The 19,967-nt window shown below is 34.3% G+C and carries 13 protein-coding genes; 1 reads left to right on the forward strand and 12 read right to left on the reverse strand.

Features of this window, described 5'->3' with window-relative positions; genetic code table 11:
- Positions 1-26 precede the first annotated feature (26 nt).
- The 3 genes from J2W95_RS02560 to J2W95_RS02570 form a co-directional block, all read right to left on the reverse strand.
- Entirely contained in the window at positions 27-2,798 is a 2,772-nt protein-coding gene (locus tag J2W95_RS02560) for a bifunctional aconitate hydratase 2/2-methylisocitrate dehydratase (protein ID WP_310003637.1), read from the reverse strand.
- Positions 2,799-3,086: 288 nt separating this feature from the next.
- Positions 3,087-4,040 carry an AAA family ATPase gene (locus J2W95_RS02565; RefSeq protein ID WP_310003639.1) on the reverse strand — a complete coding sequence of 318 codons (954 nt, stop codon included), beginning with the start codon at positions 4,038-4,040 and terminating at the stop codon, positions 3,087-3,089.
- A 79-nt stretch (positions 4,041-4,119) separates the two neighbouring features.
- Positions 4,120-5,550, reverse strand: a complete 1,431-nt coding sequence (locus J2W95_RS02570; protein WP_310003642.1) for a peptidylprolyl isomerase — start codon at positions 5,548-5,550, stop codon at positions 4,120-4,122.
- A gap of 342 nt (positions 5,551-5,892) precedes the next feature.
- Here J2W95_RS02570 and J2W95_RS02575 point away from each other — a divergent pair, with 342 nt between their 5' ends.
- Positions 5,893-7,482 carry a peptide chain release factor 3 gene (locus tag J2W95_RS02575; protein WP_310003644.1) on the forward strand — a complete coding sequence of 530 codons (1,590 nt, stop codon included), beginning with the start codon at positions 5,893-5,895 and terminating at the stop codon, positions 7,480-7,482.
- A gap of 81 nt (positions 7,483-7,563) precedes the next feature.
- On the opposite strand, the gene J2W95_RS02580 is transcribed toward J2W95_RS02575, so the two are convergent.
- The 9 genes from J2W95_RS02580 to nusG form a co-directional block, all read right to left on the reverse strand.
- On the reverse strand, positions 7,564-7,938 hold the full coding sequence (locus J2W95_RS02580) for a hypothetical protein (protein ID WP_310003646.1): 375 nt from the start codon (positions 7,936-7,938) through the stop codon (positions 7,564-7,566).
- 260 nt (positions 7,939-8,198) lie between these two features.
- The gene (locus tag J2W95_RS02585) at positions 8,199-8,510 is read right to left on the reverse strand and encodes a DUF3467 domain-containing protein (RefSeq protein WP_310003648.1); all 312 of its coding nucleotides are present in this window, start codon (positions 8,508-8,510) and stop codon (positions 8,199-8,201) included.
- 65 nt (positions 8,511-8,575) lie between these two features.
- Positions 8,576-12,886 carry a DNA-directed RNA polymerase subunit beta' gene (rpoC, locus tag J2W95_RS02590; protein ID WP_310003650.1) on the reverse strand — a complete coding sequence of 1,437 codons (4,311 nt, stop codon included), beginning with the start codon at positions 12,884-12,886 and terminating at the stop codon, positions 8,576-8,578.
- Between the two features lie 247 nt (positions 12,887-13,133).
- Positions 13,134-16,946: a DNA-directed RNA polymerase subunit beta gene (gene rpoB / locus J2W95_RS02595; RefSeq protein WP_310003652.1), complete on the reverse strand. Its 3,813-nt coding sequence runs from the start codon at positions 16,944-16,946 to the stop codon at positions 13,134-13,136.
- 276 nt (positions 16,947-17,222) lie between these two features.
- Entirely contained in the window at positions 17,223-17,591 is a 369-nt protein-coding gene (rplL, locus tag J2W95_RS02600; protein ID WP_077370834.1) for a 50S ribosomal protein L7/L12, read from the reverse strand.
- Between the two features lie 93 nt (positions 17,592-17,684).
- On the reverse strand, positions 17,685-18,185 hold the full coding sequence (gene rplJ, locus J2W95_RS02605; RefSeq protein ID WP_310003655.1) for a 50S ribosomal protein L10: 501 nt from the start codon (positions 18,183-18,185) through the stop codon (positions 17,685-17,687).
- A 22-nt stretch (positions 18,186-18,207) separates the two neighbouring features.
- The gene (gene rplA, locus J2W95_RS02610) at positions 18,208-18,897 is read right to left on the reverse strand and encodes a 50S ribosomal protein L1 (protein ID WP_072944426.1); all 690 of its coding nucleotides are present in this window, start codon (positions 18,895-18,897) and stop codon (positions 18,208-18,210) included.
- 13 nt (positions 18,898-18,910) lie between these two features.
- Positions 18,911-19,348 carry a 50S ribosomal protein L11 gene (gene rplK, locus J2W95_RS02615; protein WP_035639405.1) on the reverse strand — a complete coding sequence of 146 codons (438 nt, stop codon included), beginning with the start codon at positions 19,346-19,348 and terminating at the stop codon, positions 18,911-18,913.
- 66 nt (positions 19,349-19,414) lie between these two features.
- Complete coding sequence (nusG, locus tag J2W95_RS02620) at positions 19,415-19,966, reverse strand: transcription termination/antitermination protein NusG (protein WP_077370832.1); 552 nt, start codon at positions 19,964-19,966, stop codon at positions 19,415-19,417.
- Position 19,967: the final 1 nt, after the last annotated feature.

Consider the following 19,967-nt stretch of genomic DNA (forward strand, 5'->3'; position numbering starts at 1 on the left):
AAACTATAATTAACTAAATATGTAAATTATTTAACTAATAACTTATGTGATGGCGCAAACTTAGTTAGATTGATACCTTCTACCGCAGTTTTATATTCTTCAATAGTTGGAGTTCTACCAAGGATTGTAGATAATACCACAACTGGTGTAGAAGAAAGTAATGACTCTCCTTTTTTACCTTCAGTATCCTCAACAACTCTTCCTTGGAAAAGACGTGTAGATGTTGCCATTACAGTATCTCCTTTGGCAGCTTTTTCCTGGTTACCCATACAAAGGTTACAACCTGGACGCTCTAGATATAGCATGTTTTCGTATGATGTACGTGCCGCAGCTTTAGGAACATTATCGTCGAATTCGAAACCAGAGTATTTTTGTAAAATTTCCCAATCACCTTCTGCTTTTAATTCATCAACAATATTATAAGTAGGAGGAGCTACAACTAGTGGCGCTTTGAACTCTACTTTACCTTCTTGCTCATCAATATTTTTAAGCATATGAGCTAGAATTTTCATATCTCCCTTGTGAACCATACAAGATCCGATAAATCCAAGATCTACTTTTTTAACTCCTCCATAGAAAGAAAGAGGTCTGATGGTATCGTGAGTATATCTTTTAGAAACATCTGCATTATTAACATCTGGATCTGCAATCATTGGCTCAGCAATCACATCAAGATCTACAACAACTTCTGCATAATACTTAGCATTTGCATCTGGTCTTAAGGCTGGTTTCTCACCTGAAATGATCTCAGCTATTCTCTTATCAGCTATGGCAATCAATCCTTTAAGAACTTCATTTTTGTTATCCATTCCTTTGTCGATCATGATCTGAATTCTACCTTTAGCCATCTCTAATGATTCAATCAAAGTATAATCTTCAGAAATACAGATAGAAGCTTTCGCTTTCATTTCTGCAGTCCAGTCTGTAAACGTAAACGCTTGATCCGCATTAAGAGTTCCTAAGTGAACCTCAATAATTCTTCCTTGGAATACATTCTCTCCACCAAATGTTTTAAGCATTTGAGCTTGTGTAGCATGAACCACATCACGGAAATCCATGTATCCTTTCATGTCTCCTTTGAAAGTTACTTTCACAGATTCTGGAATCGGCATTGAAGCTTCACCAGTAGCCAATGCAAGAGCAACAGTTCCTGAGTCAGCACCAAAAGCAACACCTTTAGACATTCTTGTATGAGAGTCACCACCAATGATGATAGCCCACTCGTTTACAGTAATATCATTAAGTACTTTATGAATTACATCTGTCATTGAATGATAAACGCCTTTCGGGTCACGAGCTGTGATCAATCCGAAGTCGTTCATAAATTTCATCAATCTAGGAATATTTGCCTTAGATTTATTATCCCAAACTGAAGCTGTATGACAACCCGATTGGTACGCACCATCAACAATTGGAGAAATCACAGTAGCAGCCATAGACTCTAACTCCTGAGAAGTCATCAAACCAGTGGTATCTTGTGAACCAACAATATTTACGGTAACACGAACATCTGAACCAGCGTGTAAAATTTTACCTGGAGTTGTACCAACCGCGTTTTTATTAAATATTTTTTCTACAGCTGTAAGACCTTGCCCTTCAACAGAAACCTCTTTTGAAGGAGCATAAACAGGAACAATAGGAATACCAAGAGTCTTTGAAGCAAATGTTTGTAATTTCTTTCCAAACACAATTGCATAAGATCCACCCGCTTTTATAAATTCAATTTTCTGAGGTGTGAATGCCTTAGAAATATCAATTAATTCTTTATCGCCGTTATAAAGCTTCTTAGTCTTTGTGTTGATTGTAAGAACTGTACCAGTAGCAACAGAGTATACTTCTTCTAAAATAGGGTCACCGCTTTCATTACGAAGAACGTTACCATTTTCATCTAATTTTTTTACCCAGTTTTTAAGATCAAGACCAATACCACCAGTAACATCAACAGTTGTTAGGAAAATCGGAGAAATACCATTTGTTCCCGCAACGATTGGAGCAATATTAATAAATGGAACATATGGACTTGCTTGTTTACCACTCCAAAGTGCCACGTTGTTTACACCTGACATTCTTGAAGAACCAACACCCATAGTACCTTTTTCAGCAATTAACATCACGCTCTTATCAGGATTAGCAGTTGCTAACGCTTTGATTTCAGCTTGTGCTTCAGGAGAGATTAAACATTTTCCATGCAATTCACGATCTGAACGAGAGTGCGCTTGGTTTCCTGGAGAAAGTAAATCAGTTGAGATATCTCCTTCACCAGCAATAAAAGTAACTACCTTAATTTCTTCTGCAATTTCAGGTAATTTAGTAAAGAACTCAGCTTTAGCATAACTCTCTAAAATAGCTGCAGCAATTTCATTACCACTTTTGAAAGCTTCAGCTAAACGATCTGTATCAGCCTCATAAAGATAAACTTGTGTTTTTAAAACTTCCGCAGCTTGTTTAGCAATTGCAGCATCATTACCTAAAGCTAAATCAAGTAAAACTTTTATAGAAGTTCCACCTTTCATATGAGATAATAATTCTAAAGCAAAAGCCGGTGTAATTTCAGCAACTACTGATTGACCTAGAACAATTTCCTTTAAAAAATTAGCTTTCACAGTAGCCGCAGGAGTCGTTCCTGGAACAACATTATAAATAAAGAAGTTCAAAGAATCTGCTCTGTACTCGTTATTCAAATCTTTAATTTGTTCAATGATTTCGCTTAACAATTCAGCTCCATCAATTGGTTTTGGGTTAAGCCCTTGACCTTTTCTTTCTTCAATTTCTTGAATATAATCCTTATAAGTATTCATAGCAGAAGTCTTTTGTAATGTAATTTTATTTTTTTTGTACGCAAATTTAGGAATTAAAGCCGATAATTTGAAATAATTTAATGGATGTCCGTTTTCAAAAAATTATTATTGCAAAATAAAAGATTTCAATGCGTTAAAATGATAAATAAGCATATTTAGCATGCTAATTTTAAATATTTAGCAATTCGTAAATTAGATTTTAACAAAAATAAAAACTAATGTTAAAACAAAAAGTGCTACATTCCCATTAGAACATAACACTTTTCAATAATTTATTATTTTTTTCTTTTAAATCAACTTATCAATTATCATTTCCTCAGAAATTCCTTCAGCATCAGCTTTGTAATTTTTGATGATTCTGTGTCGCAATATTCCAGTTGCAACAGCTTTTACATCTTCTATATCTGGAGAAAACTTACCATGAAAAGCTGCATTAGCTTTAGCTGCCAAAATTAAATTCTGCGATGCTCTTGGACCTGCACCCCAATCCAAATAGTTTTTCACAAACCCATTAGAAAGAGCATTATCGGGACGTGTTTTACTAACCAATGACACAGCATATTCCACCACATTATCTGCAACAGGAATACGACGAATCAAATGCTGAAAATCTATAATTTCTTGAGCAGTAAACAATGCATTGACTTTTGTATCAGAATCTGCAGTTGTTCGTTTCACCACTTGTACCTCTTCCTCAAAAGAAGGATATTCTAATTTTATGGCAAACATGAATCGGTCTAATTGTGCTTCAGGCAAAGGGTAAGTCCCTTCTTGCTCAATTGGATTTTGAGTAGCCAATACAAAATAAGGCAAGCTTAATTTATGATTAACGCCAGCAATAGTAACCGATCTCTCCTGCATTGCTTCCAATAAAGCAGCTTGAGTTTTTGGCGGAGTTCTATTAATTTCATCAGCCAAAATAATATTGGAAAATATAGGACCTTTTATAAATTTAAATTGCCTGCTTTCATCTAATATTTCACTTCCTAATATATCCGATGGCATTAAATCTGGCGTAAATTGAATTCTTTTAAAATCCAATCCTAAAGCCTGCGCCAATGTATTTACCAACAAAGTCTTAGCAAGTCCAGGAACTCCAACTAATAAAGCATGACCTCCCGAAAAAACACATAGCAAAATTTGATCAACAACGGCATCTTGACCAACAATTATTTTGGCTATTTCTTTCTTTAATTCGTTACGTTTTTCAACTAAATTCTGTATCGCTGTTACATCCGACATTTTCTATTTTTTTTAAAATTAAAAAAGAGTTAGCTCTATGAAAACATAAAACTAACTCTTTTTATCTATTTAATGAAAATTATTTTTTAACCCAATTATTAGTAAAAGGACAATCTTTATACTCATCAACAATCTTAATATAAGTATCCTTTATTTTTGCGTCAAACCATTTTCCAATAGCTCTAAATTGTTTTTCTTTTAAAGCCAAATCTTTAATTTTGATATAATCTTTAGCATAATCAGCAGTATGAGAATCTATTCTATTGGTTACAATCATAATTTTATAATCTTTTTTCCCTTGAACATCTTCTAAAAACGGCATCGAAATTTCGTTATCTTTCAAATTAGAAACCTGACTGTAAATAGAAGGATCCATTTTAGTTAATTCAAAACGTGTATCTTGTGTTTTTGGATTCACCAAAGTTCCTCCATTAGCTCTTGTTTCTTTTTCATCCGACATTGTTCTTGCCGCTTCCGCAAAAGTAATTTCTTTATCCTCAATCTTCTTTCTGATCAAAGTAATTTTCTCTTTAGCTTCCTTTAATGATTCCTGACTAACAACAGGCGATATAATTATATGTCTTAATTCTATTTCCTGACCTTTAATTTTTTCTACGTAAATAATATGATAACCAAAAATAGTCTCAAAAGGTTCCGAAATTTCACCTTCAGCAAGACTAAATGCTACATCTTTAAACTCTTTTACAAAAGCTGTTTTACGGGTCATTTTATAATATCCCCCATTTTTACTGGATCCTGGATCTTCTGAGTACAATACAGCTTTGGTCGCAAAACTCGAGCCTTCAAGACATTCTTTTCTAAAACCATTCAGTTTATCAATAACCTTTTTCTTATCCTCATCAGTAATCTTAGGCTTTATTACTATTTGAGCAACTTCTAATTCTGCACCAAAAACAGGCAAATCCGAAGTTGGTATTTTTTTAAAAAATTCACGAACTTCCTCTGGTGTTATTTCAACCTTTTCGACAATTTTCTTTTGCATTTCTTTAGTAAGCTGTTGCTCTTTCAATACATCAAAGAAATAAGTCCTAAATTCTTCCTCTGAATCTTTCTGATAATATTTAATCAACTTATCCATTGATCCTATTTGCTCCAGCATATAGCCTAACCTTTCATCCATCTGCCCTTTTACTTCGGAATCACTTACTATAATACTATCCTGAACAGCTTGATGCGCATACAATTTATCCTCTAACAATTTACCCAAGATTTGACATCTAGTTACATCTTTTGCAGATCCTCCTGAAGCTGTAATTTCAAGAAATCCTTTATCAATATCAGAATCAAGAATAATATAATCCCCAACAGTACCCACTACTCCATCAATCTTAAGTTTTTTTCCAGAAGGAGCAGTCGGATTTGCAACAGCAACAACACTATCTTTTATAACTTCTTGAGCATTTACAACAGTTAAAGTAGAAAACAAAAGAAAAAAAGTCAACATAACTTTATTAGTTATGGATTTCATTTGTACATTTTTTAAAGGCATTTTTTATATTTTATATTATTATTATTTCAAATAGAATTTGTTTCAAATAAAACGCATCCTACTTAAATAGAACACTTTAAAGCAAATCAAGTTTATTTAATTTAAAGTCCTAAGAATTAAAACGCATTAATTCAACAAAATACTTACAATTTTCCGAATTTAAACCGAACAAAAATAACAATTCGAATGCATTAAACAAGTTTCCGCAATACTATTAACAAAAAATTATTAAGTTCATTAAATAAGATAAGTCCCAAACAAAAAAGCGTATCTTTTTATAACTATATATTTTTTCATATAGAATTTATAAATAGTACTTTTGCAAACTATTGATATAAAAATATGAGTTTTTTAAAAGAAATACAAAGACGACGCACTTTTGGGATTATTTCACATCCCGATGCTGGAAAAACGACACTAACTGAAAAATTACTTCTTTTTGGAGGAGCTATTCAAGAAGCTGGTGCAGTTAAAAATAATAAAATAAAAAAAGGAGCGACGAGCGATTTCATGGAAATTGAACGTCAGAGAGGAATCTCGGTTTCTACTTCTGTTCTAGCCTTTAATTACAAAGAAAAAAAAATAAATATTCTTGATACGCCTGGTCACAAGGATTTTGCCGAAGACACTTTTAGAACCTTAACCGCAGTAGACAGTGTAATTGTTGTTATAGATGTTGCCAAAGGGGTCGAAGAACAGACTGAAAAGCTTGTTGCCGTATGTAGAATGCGTAAAATTCCAATCATTGTTTTCATCAATAAATTAGACAGAGAGGGAAAAGACGCTTTTGACTTAATGGACGAAGTGGAACAAAAACTTGGATTAACAGTTACTCCACTAAGTTTCCCAATCGGAATGGGATATGATTTCCAGGGTATTTACAATCTTTGGGAACAAAACATCAACTTATTTAGTGGTGATAGCCGCAAAAACATTGAAGAAACAATTGCTTTCTCAGATGTACAAAATCCTGAATTAGAAAAAATAATCGGCCAAAAACCAGCTGACCGTTTACGTGAGGAACTGGAATTAATAGACGAAGTTTATCCTAAATTTGACCGCCAAGATTATTTGGACGGAAAATTACAACCTGTCTTTTTTGGTTCTGCATTAAATAATTTTGGAGTTAGAGAATTGCTAGATTGTTTCGTAGCTATAGCACCATCTCCTAGACCAAAAGATTCTGAAACTAGACTAGTAGACCCGAAAGAAGAAAAAATGTCTGGTTTTGTATTCAAAATACACGCCAATATGGATCCAAAACATAGAGATCGTTTGGCTTTCATAAAAATTGTTTCTGGAACTTTCGAAAGAAACAAACCGTATTATCACGTACGCCAAAAAAAGAACTTGAAATTCTCAAGTCCAAATGCATTCTTTGCGGAGAAAAAAGAGATAGTTGACATTTCATATCCTGGCGACATCGTTGGATTACATGATACCGGAAATTTCAAAATTGGTGATACTTTGACTGAAGGTGAATTAATGAGTTTCAAAGGAATTCCAAGTTTTTCTCCAGAACACTTTAGATACATTAATAATGCTGACCCAATGAAAGCCAAACAGCTTGACAAAGGAGTTGATCAATTGATGGATGAAGGTGTGGCCCAATTATTCACATTAGAGATGAACAACCGAAAAGTTATTGGAACTGTAGGTGCGTTACAATATGAAGTTATTCAATACCGATTGGAGCACGAATATGGCGCAAAATGTACTTACGAGAACTTCCCAGTTCACAAAGCTTGTTGGGTAAAACCAGACGATGCAAAAAATGAAGAGTTTAAAGAATTCAAACGTATAAAGCAAAAATTCCTCGCTAAAGACAAATACAATCAATTAGTATTTTTAGCAGATTCTGATTTTACAATTCAAATGACACAGAGTAAATACCCAAGTGTCAAATTATTTTTCACTTCTGAATTTGATTAAATTCAAAATGGAAATACACAAAAAAACGCCAACTTTAAGTTGGCGTTTTTTATATATACAAATTAAATTTAACCTTAAATATTAACAAGCTTTACTATTAATAGCTTTTTTCAAAAGCGTTTTAAGCAACAAATGATTTGGTTCTCTACCAGAAGTTATAATACTTTTTTTAGAATAAAATGATTCTTTAGACTTATTATTACTGTTCAAATCTTCTTTAGTTCCCATAAACCACAAAATGAAATTCATATTTGAATTCAATTCTGAAGTTGATACTTTCACAGGAGGTGTGTCAATAGTATAATCATTTTGATTAATAGAAACTTCATTTAAAGAAATCTCAACATCTGACTTTTGAGCAAAAGCAACTGAACTTGTAAAAAAAGCAAACATAACCAAAACCCAAAAATGCATTTTGCTATTATTCGTTTTTACAATTTTAATTACTCTATTCATTTTTCCGTGTGCGATGAATTAAGGTTCATCAACTGAGCGCGAAACTAATTGAATAGATAAGCTAGAAAAAAAATAGTCGTTAAATGGTAAAAAAAGTCGTTTAACTGCAAGAATGACGAAGTTGAATTCAACAAGCAAAAACAACCAAAATTTAGATATAAAAATTCAACATGAAATTCGAATGCTTATTTTTAATTTAATGGTAAAAACATTCATTCTAAATAAAAAAAGACTCCATTTTTGGAGTCTTCTTTTTTAAATTATGCTTGCCCTGTGGGACCAAAATTAATGGGAATTGCAGGTTGTTCAACCTCTTTAATTTCACCATGAGTTACTTCAAAACGATGAATATTTTCACCTAAAGCTTTGAGTAATCTTTTAGCATGTTGCGGAGTCAAAACAATTCTTGATTTCACTTTTGCTTTTGGAACACCTGGCATAATACATACAAAATCTAATACAAATTCAGATGAAGAATGATTAATTATAGCCAAGTTGGAATAAATCCCTTCAGCTATGGTTTCATCTAATTCTATGTTAATCTGTTCTTGTTGTGGTTTAGAATTGCTCATAAAAATTTATGTTTTTTCAACATTCTCTCCTTACCTACGCAAAGAGAGAAATATTGTAAAAAGAATTAATAAATGTATTCTTCTTTATTAGCCATCATATCATTATAATCTTCTCTAGATCCTACAATTGCATTATCATATTCTCTCATACCAGTACCGGCAGGGATTCTATGTCCTACAATTACATTTTCTTTCAATCCTTCTAATAAATCAACTTTTCCTGCAACAGCAGCTTCGTTTAATACTTTTGTTGTTTCTTGGAAAGAAGCAGCAGAAATAAATGATTTAGTTTGAAGAGAAGCTCTAGTAATACCTTGTAATACAGGTGTTGCAGTTGCTGTAATTACATCACGTGCAACAACAAGGTTTTTATCTGTACGCTTCAATAATGAATTCTCATCACGCAACTGACGTGGTGTTATGATTTGACCTGGTTTTAAAATACTTGAATCTCCAGCATCTTCAACTACTTTCATTCCATATAAATTATCGTTTTGAACGATAAAATCCTTAGTATGAATTAATTGATCTTCTAAGAATAAAGTATCTCCTGGATCTTGAACTCTAACTTTACGCATCATTTGACGTATTACTACTTCAAAGTGCTTGTCGTTGATTTTTACCCCTTGAAGACGGTATACCTCTTGAATTTCATTTACCAAATACTGTTGAACAGCAGCAGGTCCTTGAATTCTCAAAATATCATCTGGAGTGATTGCACCATCAGACAAAGGAACACCAGCTCTTACGAAGTCATTTTCCTGAACTAGAATTTGGCTTGACAATTTAACCAAGTATTTTCTAACATCACCAAATTTAGACTCAATAACGATTTCACGGTTACCTCTTTTGATTTTTCCAAAAGAAACAACACCATCAATCTCAGAAACTACAGCTGGATTCGAAGGATTACGAGCCTCTAACAACTCTGTAATTCTTGGTAAACCTCCTGTAATATCCCCAGATTTAGATGAACGACGTGGAATTTTCACCAAAACTTTACCAGCTTTAATTTTCTCCCCGTTGTCAACCATCAAGTGAGCACCAACTGGCAAGTTGTAAGAACGGATTAACTCTCCTTCTTTACCGTAAACCAATAAAGTTGGAATTAATTTTTTGTTTCTTGATTCAGAAATTACTTTTTCTTGGAAACCAGTTTGCTCATCAATTTCTACCATGAACGATTGTCCTTGCTCTAAATCTTCATAAGCAATTTTACCGGTAAACTCAGAAACAATAACCCCGTTATATGGATCCCATTTACAGATTACATCTCCTTTTCCTACTGATTGTCCATCACCAACAAAAATACTTGAACCGTAAGGAATGTTGTGAGTACTCAATAAAATACCTGTTTTTTCGTCAATTAATTTTAATTCTGTTGAACGAGAAACTACAATATCAACTGCATTACCTTCACTGTCTTCACCTTTTACAGTTTTCAAATCTTCAATTTCTAGTTTACCTGCAAAACGAGTTACAATACTAGACTCTTCAGAAATACCTCCCGCAACCCCTCCAACGTGGAAAGTACGTAATGTCAACTGTGTACCTGGCTCCCCAATAGATTGTGCTGCAATTACACCAACTGCTTCACCTCTTTGAGTCATTTTACCAGTAGCTAAGTTTCTACCGTAACATTTAGCACAAATACCTTTAGTAGCCTCACAAACTAATGGTGAACGCACTTCCACTTTCTCAACTGGAGAAGCTTCAATACCTTTCACTAATGCTTCAGTGATTTGAGTACCAGCATGAACTAAAATTTCACTTGTTAAAGGATTAATTACATCTTGCAATGCAACACGTCCTAAGATTCTCTCTCCTAATGATTCAACAATTTCCTCATTTTTCTTCAAAGCAGAAACTTCAATACCTCTAAGAGTACCACAATCCTCGATGTTAACAATAACATCTTGAGAAACGTCATGTAACCTTCTAGTCAAGTATCCAGCATCAGCCGTTTTCAAAGCCGTATCCGCAAGACCTTTACGAGCACCGTGAGTAGAGATAAAGTACTCAAGGATAGAAAGACCTTCCTTAAAGTTGGAAAGAATCGGGTTTTCAATAATTTCACCACCACCAGCAGTAGATTTTTTAGGCTTAGCCATCAAACCACGCATACCGGTTAACTGACGAATTTGTTCTTTGGAACCCCTCGCTCCAGAATCAAGCATCATATACACAGAGTTGAAACCTTGTTGGTCTTCTCTAATGTTTTTCATTGCCAACTCTGTCAATTGAGCATTTGCTGAAGTCCATACGTCAATAACTTGGTTGTAACGTTCGTTATTGGTAATAAGACCCATATTATAATTCGCAGAAATACCTTCAACTTGCTCTCTAGCATCTGCAATTAATTGTGGTTTTTGTTCTGGGATTCTAATATCACCTAGAGAGAATGATAATCCTCCTTTGAATGCAAATTTATAACCCATATCTTTCATATTGTCTAAGAAAGCCGCTGTTTCAGGAACACTAGTAGAACTCAATACGTGTCCAATAATGTCTCTAAGGTTTTTCTTAGTCAATACGTCATTGATATATCCAGCTGCTTCCGGTACTACTTCATTAAATAATACACGTCCAGCAGTAGTTTGAATAATTTTATATACTAATTGACCCTCTTCATTAAAATCTTTTGCTCTAATTTTTACTTGAGCATTCAATTCTAATCTTCCTTCATTTAAAGCAATATTAACCTCTTCTGCAGAGTAGAAAGTAATTCCTTGCCCTAAAATAGTTTTTTCAGGTGTAGACAAACGCTCTTTGGTCATATAATAAAGACCAAGTACCATGTCTTGAGAAGGTACAGTAATCGGAGCACCATTCGCAGGGTTCAAGATATTGTGAGAAGCCAACATTAATAATTGTGCTTCCAAAATAGCTTCTGGTCCTAATGGTAAGTGAACCGCCATCTGATCCCCATCAAAATCCGCGTTAAACGCCGTACAAACTAAAGGGTGCAATTGGATTGCTTTTCCTTCAATTAATTTTGGTTGGAAAGCTTGAATACCTAATCTGTGCAAAGTAGGAGCACGGTTAAGTAATACTGGATGTCCTTTAATAACATTTTCAAGGATATCCCAAACTACAGGCTCTTTTTTGTCAATTATTTTCTTAGCAGATTTTACTGTTTTTACAATTCCTCTTTCTATCAATTTACGGATAACGAAAGGTTTGTATAATTCAGCGGCCATATCTTTTGGCAAACCACATTCAAACAATTTCAATTCAGGTCCAACAACAATTACCGAACGAGCAGAATAATCCACACGTTTTCCAAGTAAGTTTTGACGGAAACGTCCTTGTTTACCTTTTAACGAATCAGATAATGATTTCAAAGGTCTGTTTGATTCTGTTTTTACTGCAGAAGCTTTACGAGTATTATCGAAAAGTGAATCTACAGATTCTTGCAACATACGTTTTTCGTTACGAAGGATTACTTCAGGAGCTTTAATCTCGATTAATCTTTTCAAACGGTTATTACGGATGATTACACGACGGTATAAATCATTTAAATCCGAAGTTGCAAAACGACCTCCATCAAGAGGCACAAGAGGGCGCAATTCTGGTGGAATTACCGGAATTACTTTCATGATCATCCATTCAGGACGATTCTCTCTGTTTAACGTAGACTCACGGAAAGATTCTACAACTTGCAGTCTCTTTAACGCTTCAGTTTTACGTTGTTTAGATGTTTCATTATTAGCTTTATGTCTTAAATCATATGACAATTCGTCAAGATTAATACGAGCCAATAAATCCATAATACACTCTGCTCCCATTTTGGCAACAAATTTGTTAGGATCAAAATCATCTAAATATTGATTATCTGCAGGAAGAGTATCTAAGATATTCAAATATTCTTCTTCTGTCAAGAAATCTAATCTTTGTATAGATTCACCTTCTGCATTTTTGGCGATACCCGGCTGAATAACTACATATCTTTCGTAGTAGATAATCATATCTAATTTCTTAGATGGAAGACCAAGTATATAACCAATTTTATTAGGAAGTGAACGGAAATACCAGATATGAGCAATAGGCACAACAAGGTTGATGTGTCCTACTCTATCTCTACGTACTTTCTTCTCAGTAACTTCAACACCACAACGGTCACAGATGATCCCTTTGTAACGTATTCTTTTATATTTACCACAAGCACATTCAAAATCTTTTACTGGTCCAAAAATTCTTTCGCAGAAAAGACCATCGCGCTCTGGTTTGTGAGTTCTGTAATTGATAGTTTCAGGTTTCAAAACTTCACCTCTTGACTCTTTCAAGATCGATTCAGGAGAAGCTAGACCTATTGAAATTTTATCAAATCTTTTTACAGGATTCTTATCTTTATTATTATTTCTATTATTCATCATAGTTTTTACTATTGATTTATTTGCAATTAAAAATTGATTTTTGTTTAAGTCGAAATTTTCACTTGCGACTATTAACACTACCTCGAATTACTTCTCTAAACTTCAAATTAAATTCTGAAGTGCTAATCACGAAACCTTAAAGGTTAAATGAAAAATCGGAACGGGTGACGGGCATAAATCCTAAAAACTCGTAAAAATGAGTAATCAGTCTCGAAAAAAATCGGACTGATTACTACTAAACTTTAATTTATTCTTCTAAACGAATATCAAGTCCAAGACCTTTCAATTCATGCATCAATACGTTGAATGATTCTGGTAATCCTGGTTCTGGCATAGACTCACCTTTTACGATTGCCTCGTAAGTTTTGGCTCTACCTATAACATCATCAGATTTAACAGTCAAGATTTCACGAAGTGTACTTGATGCTCCATAAGCCTCAAGTGCCCAAACCTCCATCTCTCCAAAACGCTGACCTCCAAATTGAGCTTTACCTCCAAGTGGTTGTTGAGTAATCAACGAGTATGGACCGATAGAACGTGCGTGCATCTTATCATCAACCATGTGTCCTAATTTAAGCATGTAAATTACACCCACAGTTGCAGCTTGATGGAAACGCTCTCCAGTACCACCATCATAAAGATGTGTATGTCCAAAACGTGGCACTCCAGCTTCATCAGTCAATTCATTGATTTGATCAAGAGTTGCTCCATCAAAAATTGGTGTAGCAAATTTTCTACCCAAATTCATACCAGCCCAACCTAAAACTGTCTCATAGATTTGTCCAATGTTCATACGAGAAGGTACCCCAAGTGGGTTCAACACGATATCAACTGGTGTTCCATCTTCAAGGAAAGGCATATCTTCATGACGAACGATACGAGCAACAATACCTTTGTTACCGTGACGACCCGCCATTTTATCCCCAACTTTCAGTTTACGTTTTTTAGCGATATATACTTTAGCTAATTTTAAAATTCCTGATGGTAATTCATCACCAACAGTAATTGTGAATTTCTCTCTACGTAAAGCACCTTGTAAATCGTTCAATTTAATTTTATAGTTATGAATCAAATCATTAACCATTTTATTAGTCACATCATCAGCAACCCATTGACCTTTACTTAAGTGAGCGAAATCTTCAACAGCATAAAGCATTTTTTGAGTATATTTTTTACCTTTTGGTAAAACTTCTTCACCCAAATCATTCATTACACCTTGAGAAGTTTTTCCATTTACAATATTGAAAAGTTTCTCAATCAATTTATCTTTAAGCTCAACAAACTTCACTTCAAACTCCATTTCAAGTGCTCCTAAAGCATCTTTATCTTGAGTACGTTTACGTTTGTCTTTTACTGCTCTTGCAAATAATTTTTTATCTAAAACAACACCATGTAAAGAAGGAGAAGCTTTTAATGAAGCATCTTTTACATCACCTGCTTTATCCCCGAAGATTGCGCGAAGCAATTTCTCTTCTGGAGTAGGATCTGATTCCCCTTTTGGAGTAATTTTACCGATAAGAATATCACCAGGTTTAACCTCGGCACCAATTCTAATCATACCATTTTCATCCAAATCTTTAGTAGCTTCTTCAGAAACGTTTGGTATATCATTCGTTAACTCTTCGTTACCTAATTTAGTATCTCTAACTTCTAATGAATAATCATCAACGTGAATAGAGGTAAAGATATCGTCACGAACCACTTTCTCAGAAATAACAATCGCATCCTCGAAGTTGTAACCCTTCCATGGCATAAATGCAACTTTAAGGTTTCTACCTAAAGCTAATTCTCCATTTTGAGTAGCATATCCTTCAGACAATACTTGACCAGGAATCACTCTGTCCCCTTTTCTTACGATAGGTTTAAGGTTGATACTTGTTCCTTGATTGGTTTTTCTAAATTTAATTAAGTTGTATGTTTTCTCATCAGATTCAAAACTTACCATTCTTTCTTCCTCAGAACGATCGTATTTGATAGTGATGATATTTGCATCCACGTATTCTACAACTCCATTTCCTTCTGCGTTAATTAAAACTCTAGAATCTGAAGCCACTTGACGCTCTAATCCGGTACCAACAATTGGAGCTTCAGGGCGTATCAATGGTACGGCCTGACGCATCATGTTAGATCCCATCAAGGCTCTATTCGCATCATCATGTTCCAAGAAAGGAATCAAAGATGCAGAAATCGAAGCAATTTGGTTCGGAGCAACGTCTGTATAATGTACTTGAGCAGGGTCAATTACAGGGAAATCACCTTCTTGACGCGCAATTACGTTTTCGGCAGTGATTTTACCAGTAGCATCCATTTTAATGTTTGCTTGTGCAATTAACATTCCTTCTTCTTCTTCAGCACTTAAATAAATAGGAGTAGCATCTAAATCAACAACACCATTATTTACTTTACGGTAAGGTGTTTCAATGAATCCCATTCCGTTTACTTTAGCATAAACACCAAGAGAAGATATCAAACCAATGTTTGGTCCCTCAGGAGTTTCAATTGGACATAAACGACCATAGTGCGTATAGTGAACGTCACGAACCTCAAATCCAGCTCTTTCTCTCGAAAGTCCACCTGGTCCAAGTGCAGATAATCTTCTTTTGTGCGTAATCTCAGCCAATGGATTCGTTTGATCCATAAATTGAGACAACTGGTTTGTTCCAAAGAAAGAGTTGATAACAGATGATAATGTTTTAGCATTAATCAAATCTATTGGTGTAAACACCTCGTTATCTCTAACGTTCATTCTCTCACGAATGGTTCTAGCCATACGAGCCAAACCAACACCGAATTGTTGAGACAATTGTTCTCCAACTGTTCTAACACGACGGTTTGATAAGTGGTCAATATCATCAATCTCCGCTTTAGAGTTGATCAATTCGATCAAATACTTAACAATAGTAATGATATCTTCTTTGGTAAGCACTTGCTTTTCCATTGGAGTATCAAGACCAAGTTTTTTATTAATTCTATAACGACCTACTTCACCTAAGTTGTAACGTTGGTCAGAGAAGAACAATTTATCGATAATACCACGAGCAGTTTCTTCATCAGGCGGTTCTGCATTACGCAATTGTCTGTAGATATGCTCAACAGCTTCTTTTTCAGAGTTTGTTGGATCTTTTTGTAGTGTATTATGAATGATAGAATAATCAACTAGATTATTATCTTCTTTATGCAACAAAATAGATTTAACGTTAGAATCAATGATTTCTTCCACATTATCTTTGTCGATAATAGTATCTCTATCAAGGATTATTTCGTTACGTTCAATAGAAACAACTTCGCCAGTATCTTCATCAACGAAATCTTCATGCCAAGTGTTCAAAACACGAGCAGCCAATTTTCTACCAATATATTTTTTAAGACCTGTTTTAGAAACTTTAATTTCTTCAGCTAAGTCGAAAATTTCAAGGATATCCTTATCTCTTTCGAACCCAATAGCACGGAATAAAGTTGTAACAGGTAATTTTTTCTTTCTATCGATATAAGCATACATTACGCTATTAATATCTGTAGAAAATTCTATCCAAGATCCCTTAAAAGGAATAACTCTCGCAGAATATAATTTTGTTCCATTAGCATGGAATGATTGTCCAAAGAAAACCCCAGGAGAACGGTGCAATTGAGAAACAACAACACGCTCAGCGCCATTGATTACAAAAGTACCACTAGGAGTCATATAAGGTATAGTACCTAAATAAACATCTTGAACAATAGTTTCAAAATCTTCGTGTTCTGGATCTGTACAATATAGCTTCAACCTTGCTTTTAAAGGCACACTATAAGTAAGTCCCCTTTCAATACATTCTTGAATTGTGTAACGTGGTGGATCTACAAAATAATCGAGGAACTCCAATACAAAATTATTTCTTGTATCTGTAATTGGAAAATTTTCCATGAAGGTGTTATATAAACCTTCGTCGCCTCTTTCGTCAGATTTAGTTTCCAATTGGAAGAAATCTTTAAACGATTTAACCTGAACATCCAAGAAATCCGGATAGTCAGGAATGTTTTTTGTAGAGGCAAAATTCAATCTTTCAGTCTGATTAGTTATCATCTATGGATAAAATTTTGATTAAAAAGTATTTTTTGTGTATAAATACAATTTTATTTATACTTTTATTTTACGACCATTACATCTTTAAAAATCAATTTAAGATAACTACTTTCTTATTATCTGTTAATTTTTTTTCCTCGTAAATGGGTAAAAAGGAATTAGTTTATAAGGCTATTTTATGCTAAACAAAAATAAACATTTATAATACTAAAAATGGTTTAGGTCTTTGGGCGACTAAACCCAAGACCTAAACCTAGTTTTTAAAACTGAGTTTTATTATTTAAGCTCAACAACAGCTCCAGCTTCTTCTAAAGATTTTTTAAGACCTTCAGCCTCTTCTTTAGTTACACCTTCTTTAACGTTACTTGGAGCGCTATCAACTACATCTTTAGCTTCTTTCAAACCTAAACCTGTAAGTTCTTTAACTAATTTTACTACAGCTAATTTAGAAGCTCCAGCTTCTTTCAATACAACTGTGAATTCTGTTTGAGCTTCTTCAGCAGCAGCTTCTCCACCACCTGAAACTACTACAGCTGCAGCAGCTGGTTCGATTCCGTACTCATCTTTTAATATTGTTGCTAATTCGTTAACTTCTTTTACAGTTAAATTAACTAATTGTTCTGCGAATTGTTTCAAATCTGCCATTTTTTCTATCGTTTTAAAATGATTTGTAAAAATATAATTTATTTATTGTGCGCTATTTAAGCAACAAGGAAACTAAATTCCCTGTTTTGAGTATTATGCTTCAGCCTCTTCGCTACCAGCGAATTGGTTTTGTAAAGCAGAAATAACTCTTTGTGCAGGTGATTGCAATAATCCAATGATTTCGCCGATAAGCTCTTCTTTAGATTTAATAGTAGCTAATGCTTCTAATTGATTATCACCAATGTAAATTTCAGAATTAATATAAGCACCTTTTAATACAGGCTTATCAGATTTTTTTCTGAAATCTTTAATGATTTTTCCAGGTGCATTAGCAACATCAGCAATAAAGATTGCAGAATTTCCAGCCAATACCGTTGGTAAATCACCAAAATCTTTATCAGAAGCTTCCATTGCTTTTGCAAGCAAAGTATTTTTAACTACTTCTAATTTTATACCTGCTTTAAAGCAAGCTCTTCTCAAGTTTGAAGTAGTTTCTGCGTTCAGTCCAGAAATATCAGATACATAAACAATATTTGTACCAGCTAACTGTGCAGTTAAATCTTCAATCGCGATTGATTTTTCTTCTCTAGTCATACTAAAAATTATTAACTACCAATTATACTGCTTTAGGGTCCAATGCAATTGCAGGACTCATAGTGCTTGTAAGGTGAATACCTTTAATGTAGGTACCTTTAGCAGCAGTTGGTTTAAGTTTGATTAATGTTTGAATAATTTCGTGTGCATTGTCATAAATTTGCTCAGCTCCAAAAGAAACTTTACCAATTCCTGCATGTACAATACCAGTTTTATCAACTTTAAAGTCAATTTTACCAGCTTTTACCTCTGCAACAGCTTTTGCAACATCCATAGTTACAGTACCTGTTTTAGGGTTAGGCATTAAACCTCTAGGTCCTAAAATACGACCTAATGGACCTAATTTACCCATAACAGCAGGCATAGTGATAATTACATCAACATCTGTCCAACCGTCTTTAATTTTTTGTAAATAATCGTCAAGACCTACATAGTCTGCACCAGCTGCCAAAGCTTCCGCTTCTTTATCTGGAGTAACCAATGCTAATACTTTAACATCTTTACCTGTACCGTGAGGTAACGTTACAACACCTCTCACCATTTGATTCGCTTTTCTTGGATCTACACCCAATCTAACAGCGATATCAACAGACTCATCAAATTTTGCAGAAGCAATAACTTTGATTAATGCAGCAGCATCTTTCAAAGAGTATAATTTGTTCTTTTCAATTTTTGAAGCAGCCTCTTTTTGCTTTTTTGTCAATTTTGCCATGTCTTTCTCTTAATTAAAAAGGAGAATCTCCTGATACAGTTATACCCATAGATCTAGCTGTTCCAGCAATCATGCTCATAGCAGATTCGATTGTGAATGCATTTAAATCTACCATTTTATCTTCAGCAATTGCTTTGATAACATCCCAAGTAACGCTAGCTACTTTTTTACGATTTGGTTCACCTGATCCGGACTTTAGCTTTGCAGCTTCCAATAACTGGACAGCCGCCGGAGGAGTTTTTACAACAAAATCAAATGATTTGTCTTTATACACAGTAATTTGTACTGGGCATATTTTGCCAGGTTTATCCTGAGTTCTAGCATTAAATTGCTTACAGAACTCCATGATGTTTACCCCAGCAGCTCCTAAAGCAGGTCCAACCGGTGGCGACGGGTTCGCAGCACCTCCCTTAACTTGTAGTTTAACTACCTTACTAATTTCTTTAGCCATTTTTAAAAAATTTAACACGACAATCATTGGAAGCGATTGCAGTGGTTATTATAGATGTAACAAAAATTATACTTTTTCAACTTGCATAAAACTCAATTCCAAAGGTGTTTTTCTTCCGAAAATTTTCACCATCACCTCAAGTTTACGCTTTTCTTCATTAATTTTTTCAACCGTTCCATTAAAGCCATTAAAAGGACCATCGATCACTTTAATAGTTTCACCTAAGTTGAAAGGAATAGAACGAGTATCTGTATTAACAGCCAACTCATCCACTTTACCTAGCATTCTATTTACCTCAGACATTCTTAACGGAACAGGCTCTCCACCTTTGGTTTCCCCCAAGAATCCGATAACACTTGTAATAGACTTAATAATATGAGGAATCTCTCCAACTAAATTGGCTTCCAACATAACATATCCCGGAAAGTAAACCTTATCTTTCGATAGTTTTTTACCCTCTTTCACAGTAACTACTTTTTCAGTTGGCACAAGAACTTGTGAAACATAATCACTCATACCCAAACGAGCAATTTCCGTTTCGATATAAGCTTTTACCTTATTTTCTTGTCCGCTTACTGCACGAACGACATACCACTTTTTTATATTATTATCTGCCATT

The sequence above is a fragment of the Flavobacterium granuli genome, from assembly GCF_031456055.1.
GTDB lineage: Bacteria > Bacteroidota > Bacteroidia > Flavobacteriales > Flavobacteriaceae > Flavobacterium > Flavobacterium granuli_A.

Coding starts and splice junctions, on each gene's coding strand:
- J2W95_RS02560 (WP_310003637.1), bottom strand. CDS start 2,798: ATGAATACTTATAAGGATTATATTCAAGAAATTGAAGAAAGAAAAGGT.
- J2W95_RS02565 (WP_310003639.1), bottom strand. CDS start 4,040: ATGTCGGATGTAACAGCGATACAGAATTTAGTTGAAAAACGTAACGAA.
- J2W95_RS02570 (WP_310003642.1), bottom strand. CDS start 5,550: ATGCCTTTAAAAAATGTACAAATGAAATCCATAACTAATAAAGTTATG.
- J2W95_RS02575 (WP_310003644.1), top strand. CDS start 5,893: ATGAGTTTTTTAAAAGAAATACAAAGACGACGCACTTTTGGGATTATT.
- J2W95_RS02580 (WP_310003646.1), bottom strand. CDS start 7,938: ATGAATAGAGTAATTAAAATTGTAAAAACGAATAATAGCAAAATGCAT.
- J2W95_RS02585 (WP_310003648.1), bottom strand. CDS start 8,510: ATGAGCAATTCTAAACCACAACAAGAACAGATTAACATAGAATTAGAT.
- rpoC (WP_310003650.1), bottom strand. CDS start 12,886: ATGATGAATAATAGAAATAATAATAAAGATAAGAATCCTGTAAAAAGA.
- rpoB (WP_310003652.1), bottom strand. CDS start 16,946: ATGATAACTAATCAGACTGAAAGATTGAATTTTGCCTCTACAAAAAAC.
- rplL (WP_077370834.1), bottom strand. CDS start 17,591: ATGGCAGATTTGAAACAATTCGCAGAACAATTAGTTAATTTAACTGTA.
- rplJ (WP_310003655.1), bottom strand. CDS start 18,185: ATGACTAGAGAAGAAAAATCAATCGCGATTGAAGATTTAACTGCACAG.
- rplA (WP_072944426.1), bottom strand. CDS start 18,897: ATGGCAAAATTGACAAAAAAGCAAAAAGAGGCTGCTTCAAAAATTGAA.
- rplK (WP_035639405.1), bottom strand. CDS start 19,348: ATGGCTAAAGAAATTAGTAAGGTAGTTAAACTACAAGTTAAGGGAGGT.
- nusG (WP_077370832.1), bottom strand. CDS start 19,966: ATGGCAGATAATAATATAAAAAAGTGGTATGTCGTTCGTGCAGTAAGC.